We start from the raw sequence: 18,669 nt of genomic DNA on the forward strand, positions 1-18,669 counted from the left end.
GCCAGCCTGGGGGCCGCGCCAGTAGTAATCCCCATGAGCGACAAGAAAGACTACAAACCGACCATCAACCTGCCGGAAACCCCGTTTCCGATGCAGGCCAACCTTGCCAAGCGTGAGCCGGACTGGCTCGGCCGCTGGGAGGGCGATGGTCTCTACGCCCGCGTCCAGCAGGACACCGCCGACCGGCCGCCGTTCTGGCTGGTCGACGGCCCGCCGTATGCCAACGGCGACATCCACATCGGCCATGCCGTCAACAAGGTCCTGAAGGACATCGTCTGCAAGTCGGCGCGCCTGGAGGGCTACCACGTGCCCTTCGTGCCGGGCTGGGACTGCCACGGCCTGCCGATCGAGCTGCAGGTGGAGAAGAAGTTCGGCAAGGTCGGCGACAAGCTCGACGCGCGCGAATTCCGCCAGAAGTGCCGCGAGTACGCCACCGAGCAGGTCGCGCGCCAGCGCGAGGACTTCAAGCGCCTCGGCGTGCTGGCCGACTGGGATCACCCGTATCTCACGATGGCGCCGGCCTTCGAGGCCGAGCAGCTGCGTGCGCTGTCGCGCATCGTCGCCAACGGCCACGTCGTGCGCGGCTTCAAGCCGGTGCACTGGTGCCTGGACTGCGGCTCCTCGCTGGCCGAGGCCGAGGTGGAGTACGAGGACAAGAAGTCCTTCGCCATCGACGTGAAGTTTGCCGCCAGCGACGCCGCCGACCTGGCGCGGCGTTTCGGCGTGGCCGACGCCGCCGGTGCCGCCTTCGTCATCTGGACCACCACGCCCTGGACGCTGCCGGCCAACCAGGCGATCGCCGCCGGAGCGCAGATCGAGTACGTGCTGGCGCAGTTCCCCGAGCAGGGCCGCGTGGTCGTCGCCGCCGAGCTGCTGGAAGGCATCGCGCGCCGCTACGGCGCCGAAGCCACCGTGCTGGGCCGCGCTACCGGCGCCGCGCTGGAAGGCGCGCGCGCCGAGCATCCCTTTGCCGGCCGCAGCGTGCCGCTGATCCTCGGCGAACACGTCACGCTCGAGGCCGGCACCGGCCTGGTGCACACCGCGCCGGCGCATGGCGTGGACGACTACGTCGTCGGCAAGCTCTACCAGCTGCCGGTGGACAACCCGGTGCTGTCCTCCGGCAAGTTCAGCGACAGCACGCCGCTGGTCGGCGGCCAGCACGTGCGCAAGGCCGACGAGCCGATCATCGCCGCGCTGCGCGAGAGCGGAGCACTGGCGCACCTGGCGCAGATCACGCACAGCTACCCGCACTGCTGGCGCCACAAGACGCCGCTGATCTTCCGCGCCACGCCGCAGTGGTTCATCTCGATGGACGCCAACGGCCTGCGCCCGCAGGCGCTGGAAGCGATCCGCAAGACCCACTGGATTCCCGGCTGGGGCGAGGCGCGCATCCACGAGATGGTCAAGGACCGCCCGGACTGGTGCATCTCGCGCCAGCGCACCTGGGGCGTGCCGCTGGCCGTGTTCGTCGACCGCGAGGCGCAGACGCTGCACCCGGACAGCGCGCAGCTGCTGCTGAGGATCGCCGACCGCGTCGACGCCGAAGGCCTCGAGGCCTGGTGGGGCAGCACGCCCGCCGACTGGGGCGTGGACGGCACGCGCTACGAGAAGGGGACCGACACGCTCGACGTGTGGTTCGACTCCGGCGTCGTGCACCAGTGCTTCTTCAAGAGCAACGGCTTCCCGGTGCCGGACTATGCCGCGCTCGACAGCGAGGCCAACCGCGACCCGGCCACCGGCAAGAACGGCGCCAAGGCCGCGGTGTTCTACCTGGAAGGTTCGGACCAGCATCGCGGCTGGTTCCATTCCTCGCTGCTGGCGCGCGTCGCCATGGACGGCCACGCGCCGTACACGCATGTGCTGACGCACGGCTTCACCGTGGACGAGCAGGGACGCAAGATGTCCAAGTCGCTCGGCAATGTCGTGGCGCCGCAGCAGGTGACCAAGACCCTGGGCGCCGACATCCTGCGCCTCTGGGCCTCCAGCTCCGACTACTCCGGCGAGATCGCGATCTCCGACAAGCTGCTGCAGCGCATGGCCGATGCCTACCGCCGCATCCGCAACACCGCGCGCTACCTGCTGGGCAACCTCAACGGCTTCGATCCGGCCACCGACCTGGTGCCCGCGTCCGAACTGCTGGCGATCGACCGCTGGGCGCTGCAGCAGGCCACGGCCCTGCAGCAGGACATCCGCGCGGCCTACGGCCGGCGCGAGTTCCACCAGGTCTACCACCGGCTGCACAACTACTGTGTCGTCGACCTCGGCGGCCTCTACCTGGACGTGCTGAAGGACCGCCTCTACACCTCGCAGGCCAGGAGCTTGGCGCGCCGCTCGGCACAGACCGCGATGTTCCACATCGCCGAGGCGATGCTGCGCTGGATCGCGCCGATCCTGTCCTTCACCGCCGATGAAATCTGGAGCGCGCTGCCGGGCGACCGCAGCGGCTCGGTGTTCGCGCAGACCTGGCATGCCTTGCCGGAAACCGACGCCACGGAGATCGACTGGGCCCGCCTGGTCTCGGTGCGCGAGGCGGTCAAGAAAGTGCTCGAGGACCTGCGTGTCGGCGGCCAGATCGGTTCCGGCCTGAATGCCGAGGTCGCGCTGTATGCCGAGGGCGAACTCGCATCCGCGCTGGCCACGGCCGGAGAGGAACTGCGTTTCTGGTTCATCACCTCCGCCGTCACCCTGCAGGCCGGCGCCGCCAGGCCGCAGGACGCGCTGGAGAGCACGCTGGATAACGGCGAGAAGCTGTGGATCGTCGCGCGGGCCAGCAGCCACGCCAAATGCGAACGCTGCTGGCACCAGCGGCCCGAGGTGGGCCAGCATGCGCAGCATCCGACACTCTGCGAACGCTGCATCGTCAACATCGACGGGGCGGGCGAAGCGCGCCGCTACATCTGAGAAATCGACCCATGTCTTTTCAGTACAAGAACGTCTACTGGCTCTGGCTTTCTGCCGCGATCATCGTGCTGGACCAGGTCACCAAGCAGCTGATCGTGAAGACCTTCGCCGAGTTCGAAAGCCTGGCGCTGCTGCCGTCGCTGAACCTGCGGCACGTCACCAACACCGGCGCCGCCTTCTCCATGATGAGCGACATGCCGCCCTTCGCCTTCGTTCTGCTGGGCACCGTGGTGAGTGTCGGCATCCTGGTCTGGATGCGCAGCAACCCGGCCGGGCAGCGCCTGGTGGCGGTGGCGCTGGCGCTGATCCTCGGCGGTGCCCTGGGCAACGTGATCGACCGCGCCACGCGCGGCCACGTCGTTGATTTCATAGATTTCTATGTCGGCAACTGGCACTTCCCGGCATTCAACGTCGCGGACATCGCCATCAGCTTCGGCGCCGGCTTCCTGATCCTGGACATGCTTCTGGACCTGCGCCGGGGCAGAATGGCGGCGACGCCCGGTAAATGACGATAAGTGAGGCAAGCATGAAAATCCTGCTGGCCAACCCGCGCGGCTTCTGCGCCGGGGTGGATCGCGCCATCGAGATCGTCGAGCGTGCGCTCGAGGTGCTCGGTGCGCCGATCTACGTGCGGCACGAGGTGGTGCACAACCGCTTCGTGGTGGACGACCTGCGCGCCAAGGGGGCGATATTCGTCGAGGAAGTCGACGAGATTCCCACCGGCGCCACCTGCATCTTCTCCGCCCACGGCGTTTCGCAGCAGGTCCGCGAGGATGCTGCGCGCCGCGGCCTGACGGTGTTCGACGCGACCTGCCCGCTGGTGACCAAGGTCCACATCGAGGTCAAGCGCTACTCGCGCGAAGGCAGGGAGGTGGTGCTGATCGGCCACGCCGGCCACCCGGAAGTGGAAGGCACGATGGGCCAGTTCGATCCCAGCCAGGGTGGGCACATCTACCTGGTCGAAACCCCGGACGATGTCGCCAAGCTGGCGATCCGCGACCCCGCGCACATGGCCTATGTCACCCAGACCACGCTGTCGGTGGACGACACCGCGCGCGTGATCGACGCCCTGCGCCAGCGCTTCCCGCAGATCCACGGGCCGCGCAAGGACGACATCTGCTACGCCACGCAGAACCGCCAGGACTCGGTCAAGGAACTGGCGGCCCAGTGCGACGTGGTGCTGGTGGTCGGTTCCAAGAACAGCTCCAATTCCAACCGCCTGCGCGAGTTGTCGGAACTGCGCGGCGTGCCGTCCTACCTGATCGACGGCCCGCAGGACATCGACGCCAGCTGGCTGGCTGGCCGCAAGGTCGTCGGCGTCACCGCCGGTGCCTCGGCGCCGGAGATCCTGGTCAAGCAGGTGGTGGCGCGGCTGCGCGAACTGGGCGGCCAGGTCGCCGAGGAACTGCCCGGCCGCCAGGAACACATCGTCTTTTCGCTGCCGCAGCCGCTGCGGCGCCAGGGCTGAGTTCCACGGCGCGTCTCCAGGGGCGGTTGTCGCTGTCGCAGCCTTGAAGCAGTTTCGATTCGATCGGCAACATGAAACCTGTCATGCCGGCGGAAGCCGGCATCCAGTCCCGGACAGGAGTAGTCACCGTACGACTGGATACCGTGAGTTCACAAACCAAATGCAACACCCTATTACGAGGGTGCTGCAATGGGACGCAAGAGCTTTGAGCAGTTTGGAATCGAGGAACGGTGTGAGATTTCCCGTCGGCGCCAAGCCGGGGAGTCGATCCGGCAAATTGCGGCAGCTCTGGATCGCGCGCCATCGAGCATTTCTCGGGAACTGAAGCGCAACACTGGCGCGACGGGCTACCAGAGCGTCTATGCCGGCGAGCAAGCTCGGGCGCGCCGCTGGCAAGGTAGCCGGCTTCTGCGTGATGCCGAGCTGCAAGCCAGGGTTCTGGAGGGATTGCGCCGAGGCTGGTCTCCCGAGCAGGTATCGCGGCGGCTGGCCCAGCAGGGCCTGCAGATCAGCTACGAGAGCATCTATCGCTTCATTGCCGCCCAGATCGCCCGGACCAACGACTATGCCTGGCGTCTCTATCTGCCCCGAGCCAAGAGCAAGCGCGGGTTCCGCGGCCGCAAGGGCGGCAGCCCGGCAGAGCACATCCAGCAGCGGGTTTCGATCGAAAAACGCCCCAAGGCCGCAGCTGACCGGCGCCAGGCAGGACACTGGGAGGCCGACCTGATGCTCTTTGCGCGCTATGGCCAGGCCGTCCTGACCCTGCATGAGCGGACGTCCCGCCTGACCGCGATCGTGCGCCAGCCCAGCAAGGCTGCCGCACCGGTCGCTCAGACGCTCAAGGCCCTGCTAGCCCCGCTGCCCCCAGCCCTGCGCCGCAGTATCACCTTCGACAACGGCACCGAATTCGCCTTGCATCACACCCTGCATCAGCCCCTGGGTTTGCGGACCTATTTCTGCGATCCGCATTCCCCCTGGCAAAAGGGCGGCGTCGAGAATGCCAACGGGCGCTTGCGTCGCTGGCTGCCCCGGGGAACCAATGTCGAAGACCTCTCCCCAGACCAACTCCTGCAGATCGCTCAGATCTACAATCACACGCCACGCAAGTGCCTCGGCTTCAAAACCCCAGCCGAGGTCTTCGCCAAAGTGTTGCATTTCAAATGTGAATCCACCTACCGGCTTTCGCCGGTATGACGCGAATGGTGAAACGACTGCGATGTAAGCGGTTAAACCAAAAATGCGGTAACTAAAGAGAAACCCCCTGACGAGAGCATCGTCAGGGGGTTTTCGTTTTTCGCGGCTTCGCTCTACTGCGTCCGCAACTCGCGCCAGGACAGGCGGCGGGTGTTGCCGGCCAGCCCCTCGACCGGCGTCGGCGCCACCACCGTGGTGCCGTCCGACAGGCGGATGAGGCTGAGCACCTTGTTGTTGGGCAGGCGGATCAGCACGGGGCGCGTCGCCAGGGCGTTGCCGACCTTGACGCTCGACACGTTCTGCGCCGTCGACACGGCCTTGCCGCTGCGGTAGTCGAAGAAGTTGATGTAGCTGGAGCCGCCCACCGTGCAGGCATCCGAAGCCGGGACGTTGGTGGTCACGGCCAGCGTGCCCAGCTGCAGGTCGGAGTCGGTAACCGAGCGCTCGCCGCTGATCGGCCAGTCCAGGTACCAGCCGTTGTTCACTGCCAGGTTCACGGTGTTGTTGCTGTTGCTGCGCGTTTCCTGGCCTGCGGTACAGATCGAGGAGCCGCTGGGGCAGGTGCTGGTGGTCAGCGTCTGCAGCACGAAGCTGGCATCGCCGTGCGGGTTGCCGTAGCTCACCGTGCCCAGCGTGTCCTTCACCGCATAGAACGATTCGGTGCCGCCCGCTGCCAGGTCGCTGATGCCCAGGTACTGGCCGGTGCCGAAGTAGATCATCGCGGTGCCCGAGACATCGCCCAGCTGCGGGCGCGAGGTGATCGGCCTGCCGACGGCGGCGAGTTGGTGTGCGTCGAAGCCGGCGCCGCCGACATCGCCATTGACGTCGAAGCGCCACATATTGCCCAGCAGGTCGCCGCCGTAGACGCGCTGCGCGGTGTTGTTGAGCTCGGCATTGTCCGACCAGGCGCGAATCTGTGCCAGGCCGCTGGGCCCCGCGGCGGTGCCGGCGCCGGTGCTGATCTTGCGGACCAGGGTACCGTCCGCGGCGTTGATCACGTAGAGATAGCCCTTGCCGTCGCCGCTGGGAATGGGGCTCGCATTGGTGCCGTTGTTGTAGCCCGAGGTCAGGAAGACCACCCAGGTGCCGTCCTTCAGCTTGGAGATTTCCGGGCGGCCGAAGGTCAGGCCCATGTTGGCTTCGGTGTATTCCCACAGCGCCTTGGGCGTGGCCGGGTCGGTGATGTCCAGGGCGTAGTAGGAGCGGCCGCCGGCATTGAGGCCGGCCACCAGGATCGTGCGCCATTCGCCGCCGATGTAGACGTCGCTGACCAGCGGGGTGCCGTCGGTGAAGTACTCATGGTTCACGCCATAGGTCTTGTCGGCGAGCTTGTAGAGCTTGGGCAACACCGCGGTGGGGATGTAGGCCCAGCGCTCGGAGCCGTCGTCGGCATTGAAGGCGTGGAGCATGCCGTCGTTGGCCGCCACATAGACCGTGCCGGCGCGGCCCGCATTGGCGGACTTGAAGCCGCTGTAGCCGGAGTCGGTGTAGCTGAACACCGGCTTCTTCACGTAGGCCGGCTCGGCATTGACGATGTCGCCCAGCAGGTGCTCGCGCTCGCGGTAGTACTTGCTCGAGTCGAAGGGGCCGCCCTCGTTGATGCGGTCGCCGCGCAGGAAGTCGACCAGGTTCTGGCCGGCCGCCGCGGTCTGCGACGTGGAACTCAGGCAGTTGGTGCCGCTGCTGCAGAACTGCGAGAGGGGAGAGATGTTGGGCGTCTGGAAGTAGGCGCGCTGGGTCGCGTCCAGGTTGGCCCACTGGAAGGCCTCGAGCTTGCTGGCCGCGCTGCCGTCGAAAATGTAGATGCTGCGGCTGGTATTGCCGTCGAGCTGGTCGCGCGCGCTCCAGTCCGCGCCGCCGGAAAGCGCACCGGTGCTGATGTCGATGGTCTGGCGGATCAGCTGGCCGGTCCACTTCACCGACTCGAAGGTCGAGCTGAAGATGAAGTTGTCGCCGGACACCACGTTGGGGTTACTGGCGGTGGCGGCGGCGGCGGTGCCGGTGCGTACCGAGACGCCGGCCAGTGCATCGGTCAGTCCGTCGCGCAGCGAGGCGGGATCGCGCGCGCTGTAGTACTTGCCGCGGCCGTTGACGGCGGCATGCCACAGGTCGTCGATGCGGGGTTCCAGCAGGCTGGTGGGGTTGGGCCAGACGCAGGCGCCGGTGGTTTGCCAGGAGCAGATGCCGCCTGCCGGGTTGGCCTGCACGGCATTCTTGATGCTGTGGAAATCGCCCTCGGTGGCCGTCTCATAGTCCGACTGGTACTGCATGTAGCCGGGGATGCCCAGGCCCACCGTGAAGGTGGTCATGTGCTGGTGGCTGGCCGAGTCCTGGCCGCTGACCGGCACGTTGTTGTCGCAGACGTTGTTGCCGGTCGTGGCCGGCGGCACCAGGGCGCCGGTGCAGTTGGCGAAGCCGGATGTGCGCAGGTCGGTGTTGTAGTAGTAGGCGGCAATGTCCGCCAGGTTGTTGCTGGAGCCGTTGCCGTCCTTGTAGGGCTCGGGCATGGTGCCGTCCTGGTTGCCGACCGTGGTCGAGCCGTCGACCTGCACGGCCTTGGCGTCGTCTCGGGTGATGCCGGAGCCCGCGTTCCAGTAGCCGTCCGTCGAAAGGATCGTGAAATTCTGTTGGCAGGAATACTGCACGGGATCACTGCCGCCGGAGGCCGACAGCTTGCCGGCATAGATGCGCCCGGCGCGTGCCAAGGCAGCCTGCAAGGGCGTGCCACCATTGGGATCGGAGCCGAACAGGCTGCTGTACCAGTTGGCCTTGGTCGTGGTGTTGAAGGTGGTAATCGCCCTGTTGCGGGTGGTCGCATTGATCTCCGCGAAGCCGAGGCGGTACTTGTCGCCGACCGGCGAGAAAGCGATGGCCGCGGAGGACTTCACCATCTGCGCACGCGTGTGGTAGTACGCCCACCAGTTGGCGAAGTTGGTCATCTCCTCGTTGTAGCTGCAGGTGCTGCCCGCGCAGTCGGTACGGGTGCTGGCCTTCGGGTAGCTGGTGCGCGAGGAGACGATGTCGGTGCGCACGAAGCGGCCGGTGTACTGCGCCGGCACCCCCGGCGTCGCCGGGATCGCGGCGACGAAGCCGCTGAAGGCCGGCGAGGCGGGGTTGATGGAGCCCGTGCAGATGTTCTGGCTGGATCCAGCCTGCTTCTGGAAGGTCACCGTCACCACGGTGCCGTTGATGTTGCTGGCGGTGTTCTGGGTCAGCGTGACGTTGGCGTTGCTGCCGCCGTCGGTGTAGCCCGAGGCGCTGGTGATGTTGGTTCTGACGCTGCCGCCCAGGGTGGTGGCGCTGGTGGTGTAGCCGGTGGCGCCGCCGTTGAGGATTTCCGTGGCACCCACCTTGACCGAGGTGACGCGGGCGGAGCCGTTGGCACTCGAGCAGTTGGTCAGCACGATGGCGAAGGACACCGAGGCCGGCACCGCCGCGACTGGCCCCGTCGGCGGAATGGCCGCGGTGAAGAAGCGGCCCGGGTAGCGCGCAAAGGTGTAGCTCGACGAGTACAGCGCCTGGCAGCTGCCGGCCGCCGGGGTGGTGGCGGCGGCATTGGCTGCCGTGGTGCACCAGCGCAGCGAGGCCGGCACGTTGTAGGTGGAGCTGGCGGCAGCCTGGCAGTTGCGCAGGTTGATGTTGTCGCAGTACTCGCCGGGCAGGATGGTGTAGTAGTGCGGGCCGAAGGGCTTGCCGGTGGTGATCACCGGCTCGGCCAGCGTTCCGGAGATCAGGCTGCCGGTGCCGGTGGCCTGGGTGTCGCGGCGGGTGGCGTAGGTCTTGGTGGTCGCGCCGATGGTGACCGTGCCCGGCAGGATGTAATTGTCGTTGCGGACACAGTCCGCGTAGGTCAGGCTGCCGCTGCTGTTGGTCGCATTGGTGCACCATTCCATGTCCGGGAACTTGGTCACCAGGTCGATGTTATGGCTTGCCTGGGTGCCGTAGGCGTCGTTGGGGACGCTGGTCCAGGTGGTGTAGCTGGGGTAGGAAGTGCCGTCGGCGTTCTTCGGCGGGGTGTAGGTGATCGTCGGACTGTAATAGATCGTGTTGAATTCATTGGCCATCAGCGGCGGGTAGCCGCGATAGGTGAAGGGGCTGCTCGCGGAGTAGCCGGTGTCGTCGTCCCTCCAGCAGGGCGTGGAACCGCCGGCGTTGGTGTTGGTACAGCAGTCGGTCGTGTAGTTGCCGTCGGTGCCCTTGCAGTGCGCGTTGAAGACATGGTCCGGCAGGCCGTCCAGCAGCATGGAGCCGGAGTCGTCGAGGATGAACAGCAGGTTGGGCAGCACCGAGTCCGAGGGCGAGGTGATCAGTGGCGAATCGGCGATGTCGGTCGCCGATGCGGCCGAGGACAGGCCCAGCATCAAACCCGCCGCCAGGCTGGACCAGAACTTGTTGAGTTGTTTTGACATGGCAACCTCTGAATTCGCGATTCGGCTACAGCCTTACATGGCAATCACGGCCTGCACGAAGCTGACCGTGTTGCGCGGACCGACGGTCCGTACGGTGATGCGGTAGTACACCTGGCTGGTCTGCAGCAGCGAGACCACGCCGGAGCCCTTGCTGCTGGTGGACGATGCGGCGACCAGCGGCGAGACGTCGCAGCCGACGCCGCTGGACGGGTCGCCCTGGGCGTTGCACAGGCGGTGAATGACATAGGACACGGTGTTGCCCGCGCCGTCGGCCGCCAGGGTGTTGACCAAGGGGGTGGGAGCGGCCGCCAGCACGGTGGTCCAGTAGTCATCCCAGGACTGCGTCCCGGCCGGATCGCCGCGTATCGCCGAATAGTTGCTGCCGGCGACGGTGCGGGTGTTGAAGAGGGTGGTGGGCGTCTGCGCCTGCAGCCAGGCAATCGCCGTCTCCACGCCGCGATCGGCGGAACCCACGGCCGACTGCTGGAAGGCGAGGTTGCCGGCGATCAGGTTGCCGGTGAAGGTCGAGCGCATCAGCGAAATGCCGGCGAGCGTCATCATCACCAGCACGATCAGCGCGATGAAGAGCACGATGCCGCCCTGGCGCGAGCGGCGCGGCAACCGCGGGGAATATCGACGGTTCAGCATCCTGCTTGTACTCCCAGCCAGGCCATGTTGCGGGCGGGCACGGTGGTTTCGAACACCCGGTAGCGGTGGCGCTGCCAGTCCGGGTTGCCGGAGAGGATGATGTCATTGGTGCCGGTGCCGGCCCAGGTCGGCACCACGGTGGTGACGTTGGTCTTCTCGAACTGGATGCTGCGTGCCACCACGGCCACGCGCGACGCCGAGATGCGCCGCCAGCCGCAGGCGGTGGTCGGCGTGGTCTGGTTGTAGGCGTCCACGAAGCTGTCCATCGGCGCCGAGGTGTCGGCACCGTACTGGGCACGCAGGGCGACGATGTTGGAGGCGATGGGGACCCAGATCGAGGGATCGGCCGCGCCGGCAGCGGTACTGCAGTTGTTCGTCATGTAGTCGCAGGCGGTGAGATTGCCGTTGCGCACCGCGTAGCCCACCACCACCGGGGTGGTGCCCAGGTTGTAGAGCGTGCCGCCGGTCATGCCCGCAAGCCCGGTCGTAACCCTGACCACCGGCGGCGAGGTGGTGACCGCGACGACCTGTTCCATCGTCAGGTTGCAGGGCGCGGGGCGGGTCTGCAGCGAGGGCATCACCCAGTTGTTCACCACGAAGGAGGTCGGCGTGGTCACCGTGAACTGGTTGGTCGCCGGCTGCTGCACCACGTTGGTGCCCTCGGGCGAGCCCCAGGAACCGCTGTAGGCGATCAGCAGGGTATCGCTGCCGGCATCGCCCGCCGGGATGCCGGCATGGTTGATGACGAAGGGCGCGAGGGAGTTGATCGTCACGCCAGCACGCAGGGTGACATTGCAGCCCAGGACCAGCATGGAGTTCATGCCCTGGCCGCCCTGACGCAGGTCGCGCTGCAACTGGTAGAGCCCCATGGTGCCGCTGGATTGCGCGTCGCTGGCGCCGCTGGTGGTGCGGCGGGAACCCTCCGACAGGGTGAACACCCGCATGATCGCCAGTACGGAGATCATGCCGATGACCAAGCCCACCATGATCTCGATGAGGCTGAAGCCGGTGCCGCGGTGTCGCCGATTGAAAAGCTGGTTCATGTCATCCCTACATGATCTGCGTGATGACGGTGTACTGGTGCGCCGCATCGGTCGGCTTCTCCGCGGGAGTCTTCCAGCGGACCGTGATCGTGACGCGGCTGCCGTTGACGCCCGCGATGGTGTCCACCACCACCGTCGGGGGATAGGTGGCTGCCCCGGGCAGGGTATTGTTGACCGTGGTATTCCAGGTGGCGAAGGCCGTGCCGCCAGGGCTGGCGAAGGCGGCGGTAAGGGCTGCGTTGGTGCGGTTGGCCACCCACATCTGGCCGATCAGCTGGTTGGCCAGCAGGCTGGCATCGGTACGGTACCTGGCGGTCGAGGATTCGTTGACCGAAGTGGCTTGCAGCGAGACCAGGGCCAGGATACCCACGGCGAAGATCAGGATCGCGAACAGGCATTCCATCAGCGCGAAGCCGCGATGCCGGGAACTGCGAAGCAGGGAACTCATGTCAGCAGGCCTCCGAGTCGTTGACGTCGCTGCGGTTCGGGTCGCACATCCGGATCTGGCCGGAGCGGCTGACGTTCACCTGCAGGCAGCGCAGGTCTCCGCCCTGGCCGGCACAGGCGTCCGCACCGGGGTTGGTGAAGCGGAAGTTGATGCCGGCGGCGGGGGTCGTGAGCTGGCCCAGGCCATTGAAGATCGCCACGGCCTGGCCGTTGGCGGGCGTGCCGGCGAGGAAGCCGGCGACCGTTACGTTGGAACCGCCTTCCGATGCGGGGCGGGCCATGGCGATGCGCGGCGCGGTGGTATCCGAGGTAGCGGCGGCGCAGGCCCCGACCGGGTCGTCGAGACTGACCACCCAGTTCCGCCCGGCCGTGCTGATGGCGCAGGAGTTGTCGGCGGTGGAGGTCAGCTGGAAGCGCACGGCCGTGTTGCGCTTGACCGCCTCGGCGCGTGCCAGCTGCAAACCCGTCTGCACGCCTTCGGCGGCGGCACGGACCTGGGAGTTGTTGAGAAGGCTGACGAAGGCAGGCATTCCCAGCATCATCAGCATCCCCGCGATCGTCAGGGCAACCATCAGCTCGACGACGGTGAATCCGCGATGAACGGGGCGCTTCAGCACACGCCGCCCTTCTTGATGACCCAGCAGTTGTTGGTGCCGGGCAGGGTCCAGCCCGACGGCACTGCAACCGTGGTACGGGTGTTGCCCTGGTCAACCGAGAAACCGAAGCCGGCCATCGCGCCCGAGCCGGTGGCGACCAGGGTGTAGGCGGCCGCGGTCTGCCCCGTGCAGCTGAAGGTGAAGAACCTGCTCGTCGTGGAGTCCGTCACACATGCCGGGGCGCCGACATAGGTGCGGTTGTCCTGGAAGAACTGCTCCATGTCGACCTGCCTGGAGCCCAGCTGCACGGTGGCTTCGGGGATGCGGCCGCGGCGCACATAGTCGCGGTAGGCCGGAAGCGCGAGGGCGGACAGGATGCCGACGATCGCAATGGCGATCACGACCTCGATCAGTGTGAAACCGCCGACCCTCCCCCTGCGTGCAGTTGGCATGCTTGTCACTGAAGCCCCCTTCATTATGTGTGAATCTGTCTATGCAAATACTGAACTGTTTTGGGGTGAGATAGGAAGAGCGCGATGTTTTCAATGGAGAAAATTAACGCCCCTCGGGGACGAATGGTGCTGATTCGCAGATTAGCGGTCGGCCGTGCGCAATGCCCGGTGAGTCCTGGCCGAACTTGAATGAAAACTCGGGGTCGCAGGCAAGCCGCCAGCCCCGGGGATCATCGCGGGGCGGCGTGGAAATGCCGGAAGGAATATGGTGCCGAAAACAGGAATCGAACCTGCGACCTACTGATTACGAATCAGTCGCTCTACCGACTGAGCTATTTCGGCATGGTAGAAGGGCGCGGATTATAGGCGGAAGCCGCCACCGCAAACAATCGCTGCCTCCGACTCTCAGAAGCGTGTGCTGACCAGGCCCATGCGCGCCGCCTCCAGCGTCGCCTCGGCGCGGCTGGAGATGTTCAGCTTGCGGTAGATCGACTTGATGAAGCCGGCGGCGGTGTTGCGGGTCACGCCGAGCTGCTCGGCGACCTCGGGCAGCTTGTAGCCCTTGGCGATCAGCACCAGCGCCTCGCGCTCGCGGCTGGACAGGGGATTGTCCTGGCTGGCGGTTTCCGCCTGGTCCTGGCCGAACACCCGCAACAGTCGCTGGGCGATCACCGGCGACAGCGGCGGCTCGCCGGAGGCGATGCCGCGCAGGGCCGAGACGACCCGCTCCTTGGGCTGGTCCTTGAGCAGGTAGCCGGAGGCGCCGGAGCGCAGCGCGGGGAACAGGTGGCGATCGTCGGCGTAGATCGTGGTGACCACGCACTGGCAATGCGGCTGGCTCTGCGAGATATCGCGGATCAGGTCCACGCCCGAGCCGTCCGGCAGGCCCAGGTCGATCAGGGCGATGTCGGGCGTGCGCTTTTCCAGGATCGCACGGGCCTCGGCCAGGCTGGAGGCGATGTCCACCCGGATGCCGGGGAAGGACTCTTCCAGCACGGCCGCGAGCCACTGGGCCGGTGCGGGCAGATCTTCAACGACAAGTCCGGTCTTCACGTAGAACCTCCATCAGTCAGCGGGAAACGCAGTTCCATGCGTAGACGGTCGGGCGATGGCTGCTGCCATTCCAGGCTGCCCTTGAGATCCTGCACGCGCATGTCGATATTGCGAATTCCGCGCGACGGACGCCACCCCGCAACCGGGTGGGTCAGGCCGTCGTGTTCGAACACCCACGACAGGTATCGGCCGTCGATGCGCAGGGTCAGGCTCAGCCGGGTGGGGCGGGAATGGCGCAGCGCATTGTTCACCGCCTCGCGCAGGATGCGCGCCGGGAAGCTGCGTTCGACCACGGTCAGCCGGTAGGCCGGCGCCGAGGGCGGTGCATGGACATGGGCATCAATGCCGGCGGAATCGCACTGTTCGTGAAACTGTGCCTGCCACTCGTTGATGCACTCGTCGAGCCGGAATTCGCGGTGGTCGAGCAGGTCGATCAGCGAGCGCACCTCCTCCAGCATCGCCCGGCTGCTGGCGGCCTCGTCGCTGTCGGAGGTGGTGTGGACGCGGTTGAGCAGCCGGGCCCCGAGGTCTTCGTGCAACTCGCGCCGCAGGCGGCCGCGCTCTTCCTCGGCGCCGCGCGTATAGGCATCGCGCGCCGCCATCGCCTGGACGAACAGGCCGGCCAGGGTCTCGGCCGTCTTCAGGTCGTCCGGGTCGAACAGGCGCCGGCCGTTCTCGGCGCCGAACAGCAGCAGGCTTTCGGTTCCGGGACTGGCCGGCAGCGCCAGGACATTGCCCTCGTCCTGCAGGGCGAGGACCGGCACGGTGGCGCCCGCAGCACTGATCTGGAGCGGTGCGAAGGCGGTCTGCAGCAGCTTCTTCCAGAACTGGATCGGCACCGTGTCGGGGGCCAGGGTCAGCATCAGTGCCGAAGCCTGCGTGTAGCGCTCGATGCGCGAGGCCTGGCGCTCGCGCTGCCGGCGTTGCCAGGCCATGCGGCGCAGCGGGTAGAACAGCCAGCCGGTCAGCGCCAGGGCGAACACCAGGGCGGTCTCCGGCGAGTGGCCGGCCAGGCGCATCAGCAGCCCGTCGAGCACCAGCACCGCGCAGGCGGCGAAGAACAGCGCCCAGGCCTCGAACCACCCGCGGTCGAGGTCGAACAGGCGGTAGCGCGTCAGGCCCAGCGGCATGCACAGGTAGCAGGGCAGCAGCAGGCCGAACAGGTAACCCTGCGGGATCAGCGGCCCCAGGCGCAGCATCAGCGGCAGGAACAGCGCGACGATGAACAGGCCGCTGCCGGCAACCCAGGAGAACAGGAACCACTTGAGCGCCGCGCGGTCGGCGGGATACGTCGCCGACCGCTGCCACTGGCTCCAGGCCAGGTAGCAGAAGCCGGCCATGGCGATCATCACCTGCAGGCGGAAGCCGATGTCGTGATTCACCAGCAGTTGCGAGGCATGCAGGCACCAGATCAGCAATGCCGCGGCCGGGAACAGCCAGGCCGTCTGCGGGCGGCCCAGGGGGCGAGGGTAGTTCCACAGCATCGCCACCGCGCAGGCCGGGAACAGCAGGCCGCCGAGATGATTGAGTGCCGACAGCTGGTGGAACAGCCCACCGTACAGCGCCAGCTCGCGCGTGCTGTAGATCGCCGCGGTGGCGCAGACCAGCGACAGCGCCAGGCTGGTGGCCAGATACCACCAGGCCTCGCGCTGCGGCCGGATCGCCACGACCACGGCGCCGGCGCTCAGGGCGGCAACGGCGAACAGCAGCTGCAGCCAGAACAGGTTCGGCAAATCCGCCAGCGGGCGCTCCGGCAGGCGCGGCAGCGACTGCCAGCGGCCATCTGCGGCCTGAGCGGCGAGCTGCGGGTCGTCGAGCAGCTCGGCCAGGCGCTGCTGGCGGGCGAAGAATGCCCGGTAGTCCGCGTAGTCGTTGAAGTAGTCTGGCTCCTCGACCAGGTCGCTGCCCCGCAGCGTGAAGGCAATCCGGTCGCCGCCGCGCAAGGCCAGCAGTCGATCGCCGCTGTGCAGCTTGCCGGAGACCGGGCCATCCGTGGCCACGCCCGCGACCTCGACACCGCTGCCGTCGACGCTTGCCACCAGGTCGATTCCCAGCCAGGGGTGCTGCGTGGCCAGGTGCAGGCTCAGCAGCAGTTCCAGCACCGCGAACAGCAGCACGGCGGCCGTGATACGCCAATGTCGCGGCAGCCGCCGCGGCAGTGCGCCGTCAGCGGTGTCGTCGCGATCGGGGAAATAGATGCTCATGACGGGCTGCCCAACGCCTGCCTGGGATAGCCTTGCTCCTGCGCCGCGGCGGGTTCCGCAGCCGCCGGCGGTTCCGCCGGGGCGGGACCCAGCGGCAGGATGCAGGTCTGGCGCACGCTGCCCGGCAGCGGCTCGGTGCAGTTCACCTTGCCGCCGAGGGTCTCCACCCGGTAGCGGATGCTCTTGAGGCCGACGCCGGACTTCCAGTCCGAGGGCGGCTGGCGGCAGCCATCGTTCTCGACGCTGAAGGAGAAGGTTTCACCGCCCAGGGCGAACCGCACTTGCAGCAGTGTCGGCCGGGCGTGGCGCAGCGCATTGCTCACCAGTTCGCGCAGCAGGCGTTGCAGGTGCAGCAGCGCCTCCGGTTCCAACTGCAGTTCCAGGCCCTGCTCCGGCTGTTGCCAGCGCAGCTGCACCTGCTGCGAGTCGCAGCGTTCGTCGATTTCGGCGCGCCACTGGCCCAGTGCCTCTTCCAGTGTTGCACTGCCGCTGCTCAGGCAGTTCACCGTCAGCCGCATGTCGTCCAGCGCCTCGCGGATCTGCGGCTGCAGGTTCTCGGGCGCCAGGTGCAGCAGTGTCAGCAGGCGCCCGCCGAGGCTGTCGTGCATGTCGCGGGCGATGCGCTGGCGCTCCTGCTCCATGCCCATGCGGGTGGCCTCGCCGTAGGCGAACACCTGGCCGCAGAGCATCTGCAGCGTGCGTACCGTCTTGACGTCGTGCGGTGAGAACAGCCGCTGGCCGCGGTTGGCGTAGCACAGGCGCAGTGCCGGCAGCAGGCGGTCCGCCGGCAGTTCCAGTGCCGTGCCGTCATCCGCCAGGCGGTGCTGCTGGGGCGAAGACGACAGCCGTTCCAGCTGCAGTGGCTGGAACAGGCCCTGCAGCGCCTCGCGCCAGGCTTCCGCGGGCTCGCGGTTGGCCGACAGCACGATGTTCTGCATCACCGCCATGGGGTCGCGCTGCTCCTGGCTGCCTGCCAGGCGGCGCCACAGCCAGGCATGCAGGGGGATGTACAGCGCGCCGATGGCCAGCAGGCTGACCGTCAGCGCCAGCGCCTGGTCCAGATGCAACAGTGCGATCAATGCCAGGTCCAGCGCCACCAGACCGCCGACGCTGGCCACGGTGATCCAGGCACGGAACCACCAGAGGCCGAGATCGAACAGGCGGTAGCGGGCGATGCCGAAGGCGATGCCGACATAGATCAGCAGGAACAGCGCGAACGAGGGCGCCTGCTCGCTGCCGGTGTCCTGGCCCATCAGCGCCGGCACGAAGACCAGCATCAGGAACAGCCCGCTACCGATGAACCAGGCGAACAGGAACCACTGGAAGGCGGCGCGCAACACCAGGTCATGGCGCACGCGCAGCCACTGCCAGGCCGCCAGGCCCGCGGTGGCCGCGAAGCCCAGCAGGACCGGGATGCGCATCGCCGCGTCGAAGCCGTGGAAGGCCTGCAGCAGGTTGCCCAGGGCCAGCAGCAGGTAGATGCCGACCAGCGCCGGCGCCAGGTTCTGCCGTGACAGCCGTGTGGGGTAGTGCAGCAGCACTGCCACGAAGGCCCCGCAGAACAGCAGTGCACCGGTGGTATTGGTGGCATGCAGCGCGCGGAACAGTTCCGCCGGCAGGGCCAGTTCACGGGTGCTGTAGATCGCCGCGCTGCCGGCGCTGAGGTACAGGCCGACGCCGGTCAGCGCGAAGTAGCGGGTGACCGGCTCGTGCTGGCGGAAGATCCAGACCAGGCCACCCACCACCAGGCCGGCGACGGCCACCAGCAGCTGCAGCCAGAACTGCCAAGGCAGGCTGGCCAGGCTGCGCGGGGCCGGCGCCAGGGTCTGCAGGGCGCCGTCGCTGCCGTAGAGCGTCACCGGTCCGCCGCGGATCAGGGTATCGATTTCCCCCTGCCGCAACAGGAAGCGGTTGTAGTCGGCATACGCAGGGAAGGTGGTATCGGGTTCAGGGGCCAGATCGTCGCTGCGCAGCGACATTCGCTGGCCATGGGTGTCGCCCAGGCCGCTGAGCACGGCCATGACACTGCCGCCGGCCAGTTGCTGGCGCACCAGAGGGGCTGATTCAGGCGGCTCCGCGGGGGCCAGGTCCAGTCCGAGCGAGGGCTGTGCCAGGGCCAGGGCCAGGATCGCCGCGCAGCCGGCCGCGGCCACGGCACCCAATGCCGTGAGCCAGCGGGCGGGAACAGCTTGGCGAGGCCTGAAGTCCATGTCGGGCAGCTTAGCGGCAGGGAAAGTCGCCCCGCACCCCCTGA

At 67.3% G+C, this 18,669-nt stretch carries 13 protein-coding genes and 1 tRNA gene; 4 read left to right on the plus strand and 10 right to left on the minus strand.

Features of this window, described 5'->3' with window-relative positions:
• The first annotated feature begins 33 nt into the window (after nt 1-33).
• The 4 genes from ileS (at nt 34) to D0B54_RS09775 (ending at nt 5,563) form a co-directional block, all read left to right on the plus strand.
• On the plus strand, nt 34-2,901 hold the full coding sequence (gene ileS, locus D0B54_RS09760) for an isoleucine--tRNA ligase (RefSeq protein ID WP_117291145.1): 2,868 nt from the start codon (nt 34-36) through the stop codon (nt 2,899-2,901).
• 11 nt (nt 2,902-2,912) lie between these two features.
• Nucleotides 2,913-3,410 carry a signal peptidase II gene (lspA, locus tag D0B54_RS09765; RefSeq protein WP_117291146.1) on the plus strand — a complete coding sequence of 166 codons (498 nt, stop codon included), beginning with the start codon at nt 2,913-2,915 and terminating at the stop codon, nt 3,408-3,410.
• A gap of 17 nt (nt 3,411-3,427) precedes the next feature.
• Nucleotides 3,428-4,369 (plus strand): 4-hydroxy-3-methylbut-2-enyl diphosphate reductase, encoded by a 942-nt coding sequence (gene ispH / locus D0B54_RS09770; protein WP_117291147.1) that lies wholly within the window; start codon nt 3,428-3,430, stop codon nt 4,367-4,369.
• 189 nt (nt 4,370-4,558) lie between these two features.
• Nucleotides 4,559-5,563, plus strand: coding sequence for an IS30 family transposase (locus D0B54_RS09775; protein WP_117291148.1), 1,005 nt, complete (start codon nt 4,559-4,561; stop codon nt 5,561-5,563).
• 113 nt (nt 5,564-5,676) lie between these two features.
• Here the strand turns inward: D0B54_RS09775 and D0B54_RS25075 are convergent, their stop codons facing one another.
• The 10 genes from D0B54_RS25075 to D0B54_RS09825 form a co-directional block, all read right to left on the minus strand.
• Nucleotides 5,677-9,972, minus strand: a complete 4,296-nt coding sequence (locus D0B54_RS25075) for a pilus assembly protein (protein WP_117291149.1) — start codon at nt 9,970-9,972, stop codon at nt 5,677-5,679.
• A 33-nt stretch (nt 9,973-10,005) separates the two neighbouring features.
• Entirely contained in the window at nt 10,006-10,620 is a 615-nt protein-coding gene (locus tag D0B54_RS09785; protein WP_162932327.1) for a pilus assembly PilX family protein, read from the minus strand.
• Nucleotides 10,614-11,663 carry a PilW family protein gene (locus D0B54_RS09790; RefSeq protein ID WP_162932686.1) on the minus strand — a complete coding sequence of 350 codons (1,050 nt, stop codon included), beginning with the start codon at nt 11,661-11,663 and terminating at the stop codon, nt 10,614-10,616. Before D0B54_RS09790 ends, D0B54_RS09785 begins: the two co-directional genes overlap by 7 nt.
• 7 nt (nt 11,664-11,670) lie before the next feature.
• On the minus strand, nt 11,671-12,111 hold the full coding sequence (locus D0B54_RS09795; protein WP_117291152.1) for a type IV pilus modification PilV family protein: 441 nt from the start codon (nt 12,109-12,111) through the stop codon (nt 11,671-11,673).
• Between the two features lies 1 nt (nt 12,112).
• A complete protein-coding gene (locus D0B54_RS09800) occupies nt 12,113-12,727 on the minus strand; it encodes a GspH/FimT family pseudopilin (protein WP_117291153.1) in 615 nt (204 codons plus the stop codon).
• Entirely contained in the window at nt 12,721-13,158 is a 438-nt protein-coding gene (locus tag D0B54_RS09805; RefSeq protein ID WP_117291154.1) for a type IV pilin protein, read from the minus strand. The genes D0B54_RS09800 and D0B54_RS09805 overlap by 7 nt, the downstream gene beginning before the upstream one ends.
• Before the next feature lie 266 nt (nt 13,159-13,424).
• A tRNA-Thr gene (locus tag D0B54_RS09810) sits at nt 13,425-13,500 on the minus strand.
• A 63-nt stretch (nt 13,501-13,563) separates the two neighbouring features.
• The gene (locus D0B54_RS09815; RefSeq protein WP_117291155.1) at nt 13,564-14,211 is read right to left on the minus strand and encodes a response regulator; all 648 of its coding nucleotides are present in this window, start codon (nt 14,209-14,211) and stop codon (nt 13,564-13,566) included.
• A complete protein-coding gene (locus D0B54_RS09820) occupies nt 14,208-16,415 on the minus strand; it encodes a hypothetical protein (protein ID WP_117291156.1) in 2,208 nt (735 codons plus the stop codon). The genes D0B54_RS09815 and D0B54_RS09820 overlap by 4 nt, the downstream gene beginning before the upstream one ends.
• The gene (locus tag D0B54_RS09825; RefSeq protein WP_117291157.1) at nt 16,412-18,625 is read right to left on the minus strand and encodes a sensor histidine kinase; all 2,214 of its coding nucleotides are present in this window, start codon (nt 18,623-18,625) and stop codon (nt 16,412-16,414) included. The genes D0B54_RS09820 and D0B54_RS09825 overlap by 4 nt, the downstream gene beginning before the upstream one ends.
• Between the last annotated feature and the right edge of the window lie 44 nt (nt 18,626-18,669).

The sequence above is a fragment of the Solimonas sp. K1W22B-7 genome (assembly GCF_003428335.1).
In the GTDB taxonomy this organism is placed as follows: Bacteria; Pseudomonadota; Gammaproteobacteria; order Nevskiales; family Nevskiaceae; genus Solimonas_A.